General features: G+C 42.8%; 13 protein-coding genes. 9 read left to right on the top strand and 4 right to left on the bottom strand.

All coding sequences use genetic code 11. The features are described 5' to 3' along the window. Nucleotides 1-98 precede the first annotated feature (98 nt). Entirely contained in the window at nucleotides 99-626 is a 528-nt protein-coding gene (locus tag ACY8DX_RS12165; protein ID WP_462406934.1) for a biotin transporter BioY, read from the bottom strand. Between the two features lie 209 nt (nucleotides 627-835). Between ACY8DX_RS12165 and ACY8DX_RS12160 the strand changes: the two genes are divergently transcribed. Then, a complete protein-coding gene (locus ACY8DX_RS12160) occupies nucleotides 836-2368 on the top strand; it encodes a hypothetical protein (protein ID WP_462405261.1) in 1533 nt (510 codons plus the stop codon). Between the two features lie 60 nt (nucleotides 2369-2428). On the opposite strand, the gene ACY8DX_RS12155 is transcribed toward ACY8DX_RS12160, so the two are convergent. Next, a complete protein-coding gene (locus ACY8DX_RS12155) occupies nucleotides 2429-2677 on the bottom strand; it encodes a hypothetical protein (RefSeq protein WP_462405260.1) in 249 nt (82 codons plus the stop codon). A 78-nt stretch (nucleotides 2678-2755) separates the two neighbouring features. Between ACY8DX_RS12155 and helD the strand changes: the two genes are divergently transcribed. From helD to ACY8DX_RS12125, 6 genes are all read left to right on the top strand, one after another. Beyond that, nucleotides 2756-4990 carry an RNA polymerase recycling motor HelD gene (gene helD, locus ACY8DX_RS12150; protein ID WP_462405259.1) on the top strand — a complete coding sequence of 745 codons (2235 nt, stop codon included), beginning with the start codon at nucleotides 2756-2758 and terminating at the stop codon, nucleotides 4988-4990. Nucleotides 4991-5126: 136 nt separating this feature from the next. Next, the gene (locus ACY8DX_RS12145; RefSeq protein WP_462405258.1) at nucleotides 5127-6029 is read left to right on the top strand and encodes an ABC transporter ATP-binding protein; all 903 of its coding nucleotides are present in this window, start codon (nucleotides 5127-5129) and stop codon (nucleotides 6027-6029) included. Beyond that, nucleotides 6026-6787 (top strand): ABC transporter permease, encoded by a 762-nt coding sequence (locus ACY8DX_RS12140; RefSeq protein ID WP_462405257.1) that lies wholly within the window; start codon nucleotides 6026-6028, stop codon nucleotides 6785-6787. The genes ACY8DX_RS12145 and ACY8DX_RS12140 overlap by 4 nt, the downstream gene beginning before the upstream one ends. A 24-nt stretch (nucleotides 6788-6811) precedes the next feature. Next, complete coding sequence (locus ACY8DX_RS12135; RefSeq protein ID WP_462405256.1) at nucleotides 6812-7711, top strand: DUF1848 domain-containing protein; 900 nt, start codon at nucleotides 6812-6814, stop codon at nucleotides 7709-7711. A gap of 73 nt (nucleotides 7712-7784) precedes the next feature. Continuing rightward, nucleotides 7785-8621, top strand: coding sequence for a CvfB family protein (locus ACY8DX_RS12130; RefSeq protein WP_462405255.1), 837 nt, complete (start codon nucleotides 7785-7787; stop codon nucleotides 8619-8621). A gap of 10 nt (nucleotides 8622-8631) precedes the next feature. Beyond that, a complete protein-coding gene (locus ACY8DX_RS12125; RefSeq protein ID WP_439802750.1) occupies nucleotides 8632-9204 on the top strand; it encodes an HAD-IA family hydrolase in 573 nt (190 codons plus the stop codon). Nucleotides 9205-9244: 40 nt separating this feature from the next. Here ACY8DX_RS12125 and ACY8DX_RS12120 read toward each other — a convergent pair whose 3' ends face one another. After that, nucleotides 9245-9712, bottom strand: coding sequence for a DUF4188 domain-containing protein (locus ACY8DX_RS12120; protein ID WP_439802752.1), 468 nt, complete (start codon nucleotides 9710-9712; stop codon nucleotides 9245-9247). 416 nt (nucleotides 9713-10128) lie between these two features. Between ACY8DX_RS12120 and ACY8DX_RS12115 the strand changes: the two genes are divergently transcribed. Then, nucleotides 10129-11702 (top strand): IS3 family transposase gene (locus ACY8DX_RS12115; RefSeq protein ID WP_462405254.1). Its coding sequence is split into 2 segments (ribosomal slippage): nucleotides 10129-10762 and nucleotides 10762-11702, totalling 1575 coding nucleotides; the frame shifts between segments, so codons are not numbered across the junction. A 135-nt stretch (nucleotides 11703-11837) separates the two neighbouring features. Here ACY8DX_RS12115 and ACY8DX_RS12110 read toward each other — a convergent pair. Then, nucleotides 11838-13430 (bottom strand): ABC-F family ATP-binding cassette domain-containing protein, encoded by a 1593-nt coding sequence (locus ACY8DX_RS12110; RefSeq protein ID WP_462405253.1) that lies wholly within the window; start codon nucleotides 13428-13430, stop codon nucleotides 11838-11840. Nucleotides 13431-13780: 350 nt separating this feature from the next. On the opposite strand from ACY8DX_RS12110, the gene ACY8DX_RS12105 reads away from it, so the two are divergent. Then, a complete protein-coding gene (locus ACY8DX_RS12105) occupies nucleotides 13781-14683 on the top strand; it encodes a 3D domain-containing protein (protein WP_462405252.1) in 903 nt (300 codons plus the stop codon). The last annotated feature ends 23 nt before the right edge of the window (nucleotides 14684-14706 follow it).

The following is a 14706-nucleotide window of genomic DNA, read 5'->3' as shown; positions in this document are numbered from 1 at the left end:
TCAGAACCTCCTTTACGGTGAGATAAAATGACATTTTATCATATTTCCACGATTTTTGCCTTTTTTTCTCTCTCGTAAAAGGTCCGTACACGGCATGTTTACTGGGCAGCTGGCAGAAGTTTGGCAGAAAACAGTCTTTTTCGAATTAAGATTCCTAAGTAGGCAGCCATCATGGCTTTAAGAATGCCAACTGGGACAAACGGCGTAATACCCGTTAGTAAAGCTGCATTCCAGGATAATGAAGCGGCTGTTTTCAGCCAAAGAGCCCCAAAGATCAATGTGACAATCATACCAATTAAATTGGCTATGATGGCTTGAGTAATCGTGAACCCTCTCTTCTCTAACCAATAACCAGTCAGGAAAGCGGCGGGGATGAAGCCGAATAAATAACCTCCCGTCGGTCCGAATAGAACACCAAGGCCGCTGGTAAATCCTGAAAAGACAGGAATTCCAATGGTCCCTAGTGCAAGATAGATGAGGACGGTATATGTACTAAACCGGGAACCAATGATGGTAGCAATAAGTCCGACTGCTAACGTCTGTCCAGTGATGGGAATAAGCGGAAGCGGGATTGTGACCTGAGCCAAAATAGAGAGAATAGCCGCATACATCGCGATTATCATCATATTTTTTGTTTTTGAACGGCGCACTTTTTTCCTCCTCAATAAATAAGTTAACTAATATTGATTATAAGTTAACACAAAAACCCTTTTGTGAATAGTCTTTTGTAATGATTTGAATATTTTAAAAATTACATACATTTATTAACAATTGTGCTATAATCAGTTGGGGTCTAGTGAGAAATAGAATCAATAGTCATTAGGGGGGGAAAGTGTTGAATAAAAAGGCAAAGGTGCTGCCAATAGTCATTCTGTTGGCTCTTTTTGGCTTGTATTACTTTTATAATGTTAATTTAGCGGTTACCTTGCCAGATGAAGGGTGGGGCCGTGCCTCCAAGGTAGAGGGGGCTTCTAAATACCCGATGCAGCAATACAGCTTTACTAAGAATAAAGAGATTCATATGTACTTGCCGAGTGATGATCAAGTTAGGTATACGATAACAGATCAGAACTATAAGACAATCAAAGAAACCGTGATTCCGGTTAGTATTGATGTCGACACACCGGTTTGGGGAGATGGACAGCGCTTCTTCTATTTACAGGACAAGAAATTGCAATTATATGAAAATGGGAAGTCAACCCTCATTGATGAGGAGGTTCACTCCTTTTATCCGACGAATGAAAACATTCTCTATTGGAACGAAAACGAGATTTATCTCTATGAAACAGGTAAACAAAAGAATAGTGTATTAGTGACTGTAAAGGACCCAATCAGTCATGTTAAATCCGCTGATGGGGATGGAAGTATTTTAGTTGCAACCAACCCGACTCCGCTTGATATTCAATTCTATTTAATGGAAGGGAAAGAACTGAACGAGCTGTATGCTTGGTCTTCATCAAACAACGCGACTATAGAAAATATCCTCTATGATTCTAATGGTCAGGAAGCATCCATCTTAATTGAAACATTTAAGATGTCGCAAGGAGAACGAACAAATAACGCTAATCTCATTACCTTTAACCCGAAGGATTTTCAGGTGAATAGGGATGAACGGATGCTTTTCACAGATGGAAGCAATGGTGCACGATTAGCTAATCCGCGCTATTTCAATATGCGTTATCTGGATGGGGAACTGGAGCTGCTATTTGTATCTGAAGGGCAAAGAGAGGGGAAAAAATCCGGCTATAATGTCTACTTCGCTAACACAAAGCAGGACGGAGAGTGGGTAGGTTTTAGAAGAAGCACCTCAGCCGATACGAGCTTAAGCCCAATGTGGGCGGGAGAAAACCATATTCTTTGGCAAACCTATGGCGGAAAGCAATATCAAACCTATGGCACCTTTAATGGGAATGGGTATGTCGAATCTTCCATGGTGAAGACGAAAGAGGATTACCGTATGGCCCTATATGACTTCATCAGTGGTGTTTTCAGCAGCCTTATCATGCTTTTCTTTGGGATGATTTGGGTTATTCCTTCATTGATTTTCTACACAGTTATGATGTTTTTGCGTAAGGAAGAATTTGAGAATCATAAAGGCTGGATAGAGCCGGTGGGCATCCTTCTCTATGTTGGAACCGTCTTATATGTTTTTAACAGTGTATTGTCGGACAGCTTATTCTCGATGGCGCCTGACTATTTGACATTCCCGAATAGTATGGTGATTTGGCCGTTAGTCATCAGTGCCGTTTCCTATGGAATTTATAAATTGGTAACCAATAAGGATATGGGACTGTATGCAGGTATTTCCTATTATATCGGGTTGAATATCGTCATGATGACGGGACTTTATGGTCCATATCTCATTTGATTCGCCTGCCGGACATTCCTTCTCCATCTAGAAGAAGGATGTCTGGCTTTTATTTATGGCTCAGAAGCCAACGAAATCGGCCCATTCCTTTTGCTTCAGCATATGGCTGAATATTCGGTAATGATAGAGGAAGGTATCGAATGGCAAAGGGGAATCGGGGAAATCATACCAGGATAGGAATGAGTCTAGTTGTTGGGTAAATTCGTTGTGATCTAAGAGTCCGTGGAGATATAATGGATACTCATATGCTTTATAAAGGGACGATAGGCCATTTTCAATGAATATGGCTTCTATTTGTGTTCGATTCATTTTTCCACCTCCAGCAAACAGTATCGGATGGATGAGGGAACTTTATTCGCATCAGGAGGTCAAAAAGGGGGATTTACTGTGGAAGAGTCAGCCTTTCAGCTTGAAAAGGAAAGACTGGAATTTATCAAACAATACATGAGAGTTGTGATTGATACGGCCAGAACAAGCAAGGAGCAGTTCTTGCAAAAAATGAAGGAAACCTTTGAGGATACAGATTGGGAAGAAAACACGGAATATGGACAGCTGTTAACGACCGCCGCTTTTTATCAAATGTCGAATGATGAGTGGGAAAGCATGAAGCGGGCTTTGCCTAAGCCGTATTTTGCCCGCGTTGATTTCACGCCCGCTGATTCTGGAGTATCGGAACGATTATATATTGGCAAGACTTCCTTGTTCCAGCGGGATAATCAAGAACAGCTCATTATTGATTGGCGTTCACCGATTGCCAATTTGTACTATGACGGCAGACTTGGACATGTATCGTATACTTCAGAGGGTGAAGCGTATGATGGTGAGATTACACTGAAGCGCCAGCTGATGATTGAAGACGGCGAGCTCACAGACCTGCGCGATATTGATTTGACGACGGTTGATGAATTGCTGCAGGAAACATTGGCTAAGAGTTCGGTGAGCAGGCTTACGGAGATTGTCGCAACTATCCAGGAGGAGCAAAATGAAATTATCCGTGCGGATCTTAATAAACCGGTCATCGTCCAAGGAGCAGCAGGAAGTGGAAAAACAACGATCGCCCTTCACCGTATATCCTACTTCCTTTACCATTATAAAGATCAGTTCAATCCGGCAGATTTATTAATCTTGACCCCAACCGCCCTATTTATGGATTATATCCAAGAAGCCTTGCCGGAGCTTGGAGCTGAGCGCGTGAGGCAGGCGACCTATGCCCAATATGTCGAGGAGGCTATCGGCAAGAAAATCCCTCTCGTTGAAGACCGTAAGTTGATCGAGGTCTTAGGCGGGGAAAGTGCGGCAGCAAGGCTTGCCGGTCTGAAGGGGAGCGAGCTCTTTCAGCGGATATTAGATCATTATTTTGAGGAAATCAAAAGCGGTCTGTATTTCCATGAAGATTTCAAGGTTGATTCATTCAAGCTTTATCAGGCTAGTCAACTAAACCATTTGCTGACACAGGAATATACGTATCTCCCGCTTTATAAACGATTAGATAAGATTAAGAGGGTCCTGCAGCAGCAGGTGAAGAGTCATAAGGACGTGATGCTGAAGAAAATCATCGCCCATTATGATGCGAAGATGGAGAAGGGGTTAAATTTCAAAGGAGCCGAGGAGAAGAGGAAAGCCTATATTTCAGAGGTGCTTAAGCGAAAGGATCTCCGCCTGAACCATATAAAAGCGGAGATGAGAACGGCTGCAACCCGTTATATGAAATCCATTAAGAAGCATGATACCTTTACACACTACAGGCAATTATTCACTTCACCCGAAAGACTTTGTGATTACGCCCAAGGGATGCTGTCAGAAACGGATGCGGCTGACTTATGCACCTACAGCCAAAAGATTTTTGCCAAAAAGAAATATGAGGCAGAAGACGTTGGACCGCTTCTCTACCTCCATGCAAAGCTTTATGGCATTCAGCCTGGACAGAAGGCAAAGAATGTTGTTATTGATGAGGCTCAGGATTATAGCTTCCTGCAGATCTCTGCTTTAAAGACTGCTCTTGAAACGGATATGTTCACCTTAGTAGGTGATCTCGCGCAAGGGATTCATTCTTATCGTTCGATTACGAGCTGGCAGGAAGTAGCCGAGAAGATCTTCCCGCGGGCAAGCTATAAGGAGCTGAAGAAAAGCTACAGGACAACGATTGAGATTATGAATGAGGCGAATAGGCTGCTCGAAAAGCTCCCCTATGATTTTCCTATCGTTGAGCCGATCGTGCGACATGGAGAAGCACCACAATACTTTTCCTTTGAAAAGGGAGAACAGTGGGCTGAGGCTGTAAAAGCACAAACGGCAAAATGGAGGGAGGAAGGCTTTCACACCTTTGCCATCATTACCAAAACAGCAAAGGATGCCAAGTTAGCCTATCAAATTCTCCGAAAGAGAAACTTTGCTGTAAGCCTTTTGGAAGAAAAAATGTCCATTCCAAAGGGAAAGCTTATCATCCTTCCCTCCTATCTGGCCAAAGGACTGGAATTTGACTGTGTAATCGCCTTTAGTCATGATGAAAGATATCATGAACAAAATGAAACTGATCTAAAATTGCTGTATGTAACCATGACAAGGGCCATGCATAGACTCCATTTGATGAGTAAAGAGGAAGGGGCATTTGTCCTATCATGAGGACCTTAATGAAGGAACGTTTAACGTTCCTTTTTTTTATTGGTGCTGATTAGACAGATACTTGGTTTTGAGAAAAATTCGTATTATCCATGAAACAAATAGTGTAAAATGGGTTGTTGAAGAAGGAGGAATGAACATGGCACAATCCGTGCTTGAAATAAACGGGGTTGACAAAAAAATCGGCAGCCGGACCATTCTTGAAAACATCAACTTAGATGTTCGGGAAGGGGAAATATTTGGGCTATTAGGTCCGAACGGTGCCGGAAAGACCACCTTAATTCGGATGATTTGCGGGTTGATGAAGCATTCGGGAGGAGCCATCCGAGTGTTGGGCTCTGATATCCAGAAATCCTATCTATCAGCGATTAGGGAAATTGGTGCGGTCATTGAGAACCCTGCCTTCTATCTAGAGTTGACAGGCTGGCAGAATCTCCGGCTCGTAGCCAACCTATATACCGGAATCACGAAGGAACGCATTCAAGAGGTAGTGGAGCTTATTCAGCTCGAAGACAGCATTCACGATAAGGTTGCTTCATACTCGCTAGGCATGAAGCAGCGGCTTGGAATCGGACAAGCTATTCTACATAAACCAAGATTGCTTATATTAGATGAGCCGACTAATGGGCTTGACCCGACCGGTATGCATGACTTGCGCCAGCATTTGCTGCGCCTTGCCCGTGAAGAGGGAACAGCCATCTTTCTTTCTACACATTTGCTATCGGAAGTGGAAATGCTTTGTGATCGAATTGCTATTATGAAGGATGGACGAATAGTGGATATAAGAGAAACAGTACAAGAAGAGGTGCTCGTAATTGAGACGAGTGAGCCGGACAAGGCAGCGATGCTATTGAGTGAGCGCTATGCCGTTATCTCTAATGACAATGGCTGGATTCGGCTTGCAGTCGAAAAGAGCCAAGTCCCCGCTGTCAATGCGCTGCTCGTTCAAGAGGGGATAGATGTCTTTCATTTAGCATTTGAAAATCAAGGACTTGAACAAGTGTTTCTCCAATCCGTTAGTGAAGGGAGGAAACCATCATGATATCGATGCTGATCAATGAGCATTATCGGATGGCGAGGAACCGGTTTGTTCAGCTCTCTTTTCTGATTATGCCGGTCGTGATGTGTATACTTGCTTTATTTTTTTCAGATATAGTGCGAGCTAACAATGGAAATATGTTAAACTACATGTCTATTACAGCAAACACACTGATCATTATTGCCTTTATGGGGATTGGAGCTGCGGGCACCATTCTCTCAAATGAGTTTCAATATGGAACCATCAAGCTGATTGTGATACGGCCTATTTCGCGCTCGGCTCTATTGTTCTCGAAATGGCTCACAGTCATCCTCTATCTGTTCTATCTCTTTATTCTCGCATTTGCCGTATCGGCGGTTATTGGCGGCCTTTTGTTTGGGTTTGAAGGGTTCTCGGCAAGCGGTTATCTGTTCAAAGGGATTATGCTCAAATACATGATAGCCTTTACGGAATCGATGCTGATCGTGACATTTACGTATATGGTATCGGCAGTCTTTAAGAATGGGGCCTTTTCCATCGGAGTTGGCATGGCTGCCTTACTTGGCGGAAAATTGGTGACTGAGGTGTTTCGTCTTCTTGAATGGAAGGCTGGAATGATACTATTGTTTGAGAATACGAAGCTTGATCAATATTTCTTCGGGAACAGACCTGTTTATGATGAGATGAGCTTCTTGTTTTCCATAGTCATATTAGGGCTTCATTTTTGTTTCTTTTACGGTGTGGCATGGTGGTTCTTTGTCAAAAGAGATATTTCCGTTTAAGATAAAGACAAGGGGAGAAATAAAATGATCATTAGCGCAAGCAGGCGTACTGATATTCCGGCGTTTTATGCTGAGTGGTTCATGAATCGAATCAGGGCAGGTTCCTTCATGAAGGTCAATCCGTATAATCGAAAGCAGATAAAGCAGGTTTCCTTGGCTGCAGATCATGTGGATGCAATCGTATTCTGGTCAAAGAATCCGAGGCCCATTCTTCGTTATCTGCCTGAGCTCTTGGATAAAGGGTATAAGTCTATTATGCATTATACCTTAAATGACTATCCGGATGCGTTAGAGCCGGGAGTCCCAAGCTTATCTTTTCGGATCGACACCTTTAGGCGCCTGGCTGATGTGCTTGGCCCTGAGCATATGGTGTGGAGATATGACCCAATCATCCTTAGTAATCAAACGGATGCCTGCTATCATTTGGAACGGTTTGCCCATATCGCCAAAGAACTGAATGGACAGACAAGCAGGGTCGTAATCAGTTTTATGGATTTTTACGCCAAAACAAAAGGAAGACTAGGCCGTTTGGAAACAGAGAAGGAGTATGTGTTCTTTGATTGGCTTTCTCCAGATCGAGAGGAGAAGCTGACCGATTTAGTGAAGGGCTTATCCAGCATCGCACGAGAGAATGGAATGTCCATTGCAACCTGCTCGGAACAGGTAAATCTGGAGAAGTATGGGATTATGCATGGAGCTTGTATCGATCAAGCTTATATTGAAAAGGTACTGAATCATTCATTGCCGGTTAAGAAGGATAAATACCAGCGGGCAGAATGCGGCTGCGCAGAGTCAATTGATATGGGAAGCTATGACACTTGTCCGTTCGGCTGTCCGTATTGCTATGCGGTTAGAAGTGATAAGCTTGTCCAAGCAAACCGAAAAAAACATGATCCTATGAGTCCTTATTTGACCGGAGAATAGGGAATAATAATGAAATAAACGATTTTTGAATTTAAGGAAGCGGTGAAGGTTAATGAATCAATTACAACCAGGAATGAAAGCAATATTAACAGTAGAAAGGGAAGTGACATTTGGTTATTTCCTTTCAAATGGGGAAGAGGATGTCTTGCTCCATACAAATGAGATTGTCGGAGAAATCGAAATTGGCCAGCAAATTGAAGTATTCTTATTCAATGATAAGGATGGCCGTTTGACTGCTTCGATGAATCTCCCGTCTATCATGGAAGGGGAATATGGCTGGGCACCTGTCGTAGATGTTCACCCGAGTCATGGGGTATTCTTAGATATCGGTCTTCAAAAGGACTTATTGATTTCCTCTGATGACCTTCCTCGGATTAAACGAATTTGGCCGGAGGTGGGCGATCAGCTGTATGTCACGCTGATGGTCGACAGCCGCGGCCGTATGTTCGGCCGTCTTGCGACGGAAACAGTGGTCCAGGAGTTAAGCAAACCAGCTCCAGAATCTCTCATGAACAAGGAATTTGAAGGGCGTGCCTATCGTCTCCTTAGGGTTGGGACATTCATCCTGACAACAGAGGGCTATCGCTGCTTCGTTCATGAAAGCGAGCGTTCTGTCGAGCCTCGTCTTGGCGAGCTTGTGAAAGGCCGTGTAATCGGCGTGAAGGAGGACGGCAGCTTAAATGGTTCCCTTCTTCCTCGAACACATGAACGTTTAGATGAAGATGCAGAGGGAATTCTTACGTATCTTGAGAGCCGTGGAGGCAGCATGCCTTATTGGGATAAATCTGACCCAGAGGATATTCAGAAGCGATTCGGCATGAGCAAGGCGGCATTTAAGCGTGCTTTAGGCCGATTAATGAAAGAAGGAAAAGTGACGCAGGCCGACGGGTGGACGACGGTCAAGAAATAGGAGAAACCGCATGAACATATTATGGGATTTTGATGGTACTTTGATGGATACGTATCCTGCCTATACAAAAATGGTCAAGGAGGCCGTTCAGTGCGGTCTTTCTGATGAAGAAATCTTTGCCCTCTTGAAGGTCTCCTTTGGCCATGCCTTCAAGGAGCTTGGTTTATCGGATGAGGAAATCAAGCGAGTGAAACAGCTGGAGCGTGAACTTGAACCCGAAGACTTTAAGCCTTTTCCAGGTCTCTGCGAGGTACTTGCAGCGGCTGACGTGAATGTGATTATGACTCATAAGGAGCGGGCGCTTGCAAGAGCTATTCTAGAGGCAAATGGTCTAAGTCGTTATTTTACGGAGATTGTCGCCATTGATGATGGGTATCCGAGGAAGCCTGACCCGGCGAGCTATCGATATTTGCATGAAAAATATGGGCTTGACCTGGCAGTCGGGGACCGGGAGCTTGATATCATTCCCGCCAAGATGCTGGGCATTCAAACGTGCCTGTTTCAGAATCATTCTGCTGAGGCGGATTACTATGTGGATGATTACCGGGAGTTTTTTGAGAAGGTGCCCCATATTAAGAAATGAATGAAAGGGAGTCCTATGTATTTTGGGATTCCCTTTTTGCTTATTTCATCAAACGCATACGGGAGGTGTTCATTTCTTTCGTCACTGGTTCATGGGTGGTAACATGGGCAAGGCCGGTTTTTGGCATGTTTACGTAAATACCCTCGGTAGATCCTTTTTCAATCCGATAGGTTTCATGAAAGATACCGACCGCATCATTCCCTTTTGTTTTCTTGTTAAACCTTGTCCAAGCTCTCATGTGAATCCTTCCATGTGCATAGGCTTCAAGGTCCTCGAAGCTCCTCCAATACTGGATGAGGGTGACTCCCCTCCAGCTTAATGAAACCTCCGTGTGTATAAATCCAAGTTCAGGGTTTTGATATAGTTCCTTAATCATTGGACCCATCGCTTTGGCAACAGGAATCCATTTGCGAAAAGCAAGAAGATTGTTAACTCGCATCCCAATGATGAAGAGGACAAAATCCGTTTTGGCATCTGTCACATAGCGACCAGCAAATATCTTTTTCAAATACCCACTCCTCCAGTTTTTACCTTTTATTCATTCTAACACTGTAAGGGAATAAACAGAATATCCTTCTGAGAAAATGAGGTTGGGAGAAAACTAAATAAATGACTCTCAAAAATGAATGATGGTAACTTATTCTTCCTATTCAATAGCAGCTGGAAACACAAAAAAGGCACCCGCTTTCCACGGGGAGGAAGCTTGAGCCCCCTCGGCGCTTACACCTGTGGGTCTCAGCCTTTCCTCTACTTCCCGCAGGAGTCGAGTGCATTTCGCTTCATTCTACTAGTCACGAATAATAGAAGGCCACAATCAACTAATATGTATGGAAAACATAAAGACCCGAATAATTAGACTGATATGCTCCCCATTAGGTAGACAGATGAAAAAATAAAATCTGTTTATCAAATGGGGAGTTTTTTATGCCTAAAAAATCATTTTCAACAGACATTAAAATTCTGGCACTACAATATTTAGAGGAAGGTCAATATACGATAAAAGAAATTTGTCAAATGTTCGCTATTCATCCAGATACACTCTACCAATGGCGTTCGCTATATCAATTTGGAGGCATAGAAGCTTTAATGCGTCCTAAGAAAAGTAAAGTTTACTCAAAAGAATTGAAACAAAGCGCTATTGAAGACTATTTAACAGAAAAATATTCAAAGTACGATATTCTTGCCAAATACGGAATTAGCAGTTTGTCTGTGTTCAAAAAGTGGTTGAAAATCTATACTAGTCATAGTGAATTAAAAGATTCGGATAAAGGAATGAGCCAAACTATGACTAAAGGAAGAAAAACAACCGTAGAAGAACGTATTGAAATCGCCAAAGCTTGCCTAGCTAACGAAAAGAATTATCAAGAGACAGCAATGCAATACGAGGTGTCATACCAACAGGTATATCAATGGGTACGTAAGTTTGAACAACATGGAGAAGAGGGGCTTCATGACCGCCGTGGTCGTACAAAACCAGTAGAAGATCGCACACCAGAAGATGAATTACGCTTGAAAATCCGACAGATGGAGCGTGAAAATGAACGATTACGTGCAGAAAACTTACTATTAAAAAAGTTAGAGGAAATCGAAAGGAGGTTTCGTTAAGCAGAATTCGGACACAAAGCCGTTATTTAGCGATTCAAGAATTAGTTGAGAAAGAAAATCTATCAATCGTGTTACTCTGCCGGATTGCGAAGATTTCACGTGCAGCTTACTACAAATGGCTAAACCGGCAACCAATTGCACAAGAAAGAGAAAACGAACAACTAGTGGCGTCTATCCAACAATTATATACACAAGTAGATGGCATATATGGCTACCGCCGTATTACGATGACCATTAACCGCCAACGTGAAAAAAACGGCTTAAACAAAGTGAATAAGAAGCGTATTTATCGCATTATGCAAATTTGTAGCCTACAGGCGGTGATTCGACGTCGCCCTAAAAAATATCGAAAAGTAAAACCAGATTACGTAGCTGAAAACGTGTTAGCACGCAAGTTTACAGCCGAAAAGCCAAATCAGAAATGGTGTACCGACGTAACTGAACTTAAGTATGGCAATGGTAAAAAGGCTTATTTAAGTGCCATTATCGATTTATATGATAAGTCAATTGTAAGGTATGAATTGGGACATTCGAATAATAACGATCTTGTCTTTAAGACCATAAGACCGGCTATTCGAGCATTAGAAGAGGATGAATGCCCACTATTACATAGCGATCGTGGTTATCAATATACATCCAAAGAATTTAAGCGAATCCTAAAGAAAGCAAACATGACACATAGTATGTCGAGAGTGGGTCGCTGCATCGATAATGGACCCATTGAAGCGTTTTGGGGGACATTAAAAGTAGAGAAGTATTATTTACATAAATACGAGACTTATGAAGCGTTAAAGCACGCCATTGATCAGTACATAAAGTTCTACAATAATGAACGTTACCAAGAAACATTAAACGGCTTGAGCCCCCTAGAATACAGGACTCAAGCCGCATAAAGTATTTTTATTATTTCCACTGTCTACTTGACAGGGGGCAGTTCAGACGATAGAATTCATTCCTTTATCGTTTAATCATTCGGGTTTATCATTGGCTGAAATATTTATGTCCCAGCCTTATTTCCTTTAATCGGATTATTTCTTCACTGTTTCCAAATACTCATCATAAGTCATTTGTTTATCAATCAAGCCATCTGGCGTGATTTCAATAATACGGTTCGCAATCGTTTGAATGAACTGATGGTCATGGGATGTGAAAATCATGGATCCCTTGAAGTTGATTAGTCCGTTATTGACTGCTGTGATGGATTCCAAATCCAAGTGGTTGGTAGGTTCGTCAAGCAAGAGAACATTAGCGCCGCTAAGCATCATTTTAGAGAGCATGCAGCGGACTTTTTCTCCCCCGGATAGGACGGATGCTTTCTTCATTACTTCTTCGCCAGAGAAGAGCATTCTGCCTAAGAATCCACGCAAGAAGGATTCGCTTTCATCCTGCGGAGAGAATTGACGCAGCCATTCAACCAATGTGAGGTCACTGTTTTCGAAGAACTCAGAGTTATCTTTCGGGAAGTAGGATTGAGAAGTCGTGATTCCCCATTTGAATGTGCCTTCATCTGCTTCCATTTCACCCATCAAGATTTTGAAGAGAGTGGATTTCGCATTATCATTCGCTCCGAGCAAGGCAATTTTGTCGTCTTTATTCATGGTGAAGCTGATGTTGTTTAAGACTTTCTCGCCGTCGATTGTTTTGGATAAGCCTTCAACGCGTAATAAATCATTGCCGATTTCACGATCTGGCGTGAAGTGGACGTATGGATAACGTCTTGAAGATGGCTTGATATCGTCAAGCGTGATTTTCTCAAGCAATTTCTTACGGGACGTCGCTTGCTTCGATTTCGATGCATTCGCACTGAAGCGGGCAACGAAGGCTTGCAATTCCTTGATTTTTTCTTCTTTCTTTTTGTTGGATTCAGCCGTTAGCTTTTGCGCTAATTGGCTGGATTCATACCAGAAGTCATAGTTTCCGACATAAAGCTGAATCTTGCCGAAGTCTAGGTCAGCGATATGAGTACATACTTTATTTAAGAAGTGACGGTCATGAGATACAACGATGACTGTGTTTTCAAAGTTAATGAGGAACTCTTCCAGCCATTGGATGGCTTTAATGTCCAAGTGGTTCGTCGGCTCATCGAGAAGAAGAACATCAGGCTGGCCGAATAGGGCTTGAGCTAGGAGAACTTTAACCTTCTCGCCGCCGTCAAGCTCAGACATTTTCTTGTTATGCAATTCTTCCGGAATGCCAAGACCTTTTAAGAGAATTGCAGCCTCAGGCTCTGCTTCCCAGCCGTTAAGCTCAGCGAATTCACCCTCAAGCTCAGCAGCTCTCATGCCGTCCTCATCTGTAAAATCAGCCTTCATATAGATGGCATCCTTCTCCTGCATGACTTCAAAGAGACGAGCGTGACCCATGATGACAACCTGGATGACCTCTGTGTCCTCATATTCAAAGTGGTTTTGTTTCAAAACGGCAAGTCTTTCACCAGGCCCTAAGGAGACATTCCCTTGCTGCGGCTCAAGATCACCAGACAATATTTTTAAGAATGTGGATTTACCTGCACCGTTTGCACCGATTAAACCATAGCAATTTCCAGGCGTAAATTTAATGTTTACGTCTTCGAATAATTTTCGGTCGCCAAAACGCAGACCAACATTACTAACTGTTATCATGTAATAAAATTCCTCCGTTAACTGTTATCTAGCAAATTATATCATTATCATCCCCTTTTTTGAAAGGGACGGGGATAAAGAAGATGCTGAAAATGAAAAATGAGCCCCATTGTCCGGTAATTTATGGATAAAAACCATGATGAAGACGAAAAAAGGACCAAATCCAGCCTCAAGACTGGCGGGTGATGGAGCGTTTACAGAAGGACTTTTCTGTCAATTTGTTACATTATTGTAATCCTGTTGCAATCAATGTCATGCTCTTATTACATTCTTGACCTTAACAAAAAACCATCCCCGCTGATAGGATAGGTCTTGCCCGTTAAAACGGCAAATGACAGGAGGATTTTGTTTTGAAGAAAATTTGTATGACTTTTTTAGCATGTGCTTCCATCATTGGCTCCGCAGAGGGCTTTTATGCGGCTGACCAAGAGGAGCTTATGACAGAAGAGCTGCATGCAGAAGAATCCAATATGATTAATATAGATAAAGATTTATCGAATCTATCACCAGAATTTATTCGGCTGTCTTCGATGAAAATCGTTGCGGAGAAGGATGATGAGGAAATAGAAGCTGCTGATCCATATGCAATCGAACATTTCATAAACGAAGGAATTGTTGAGCTTGCAGATAAAGAGAAGGAGGACTCCTTCCATGCCGCTATGCTATATGAGGAAATCGCAAGCGAGATACAGGCTGTAAAAACCAAGGAGACTGTTGTTGCTTCCGCTGAAGAAACAGAAAGAAAAGAGGAAGCTGTATCTCCAAAAGAGGATAAGGATGATAGCGTAATAGATACGACAGCAGCCGAAGAAGCTGAGCCAGAGAAAAAAGAACCTGTTGTCGAAGAAGCAACGCTCACAGAGGAAGAACCAGTCATAGCCTCTGTAGATGAGAGCAGAGAAGAGTCAGCACCTGAAAATACAGAGGATACCGTGAAACCTCAGATAGAAGAAGCTGCTGAAGAAACCGTGATTACCATGACAGCAACAGCCTATACGGCAGACTGTGAAGGGGGAAGCGGAGTAACCTATACAGGGATTGATTTAAAAGCTAACCCAGATGCCAAAGTCATTGCAGTCGACCCTTCCGTCATTCCGCTTGGTACAGAAGTGTATGTAGAGGGCTATGGTACTGCGATAGCAGCGGATATCGGCGGAGCGATTAAAGGGAACAAAATCGATGTCTTCATTCCAAGTCAGGCAGAGGCAGAAGCTTGGGGTATTAAGACAGTCAATGTTACAATTAAACAGTGATAGTGAAGGGAAGTGGTTTGCTA

The organism is Gracilibacillus sp. Marseille-QA3620 (assembly GCF_054950035.1).
This window is presented reverse-complemented; position numbering and strand designations above follow the sequence as displayed.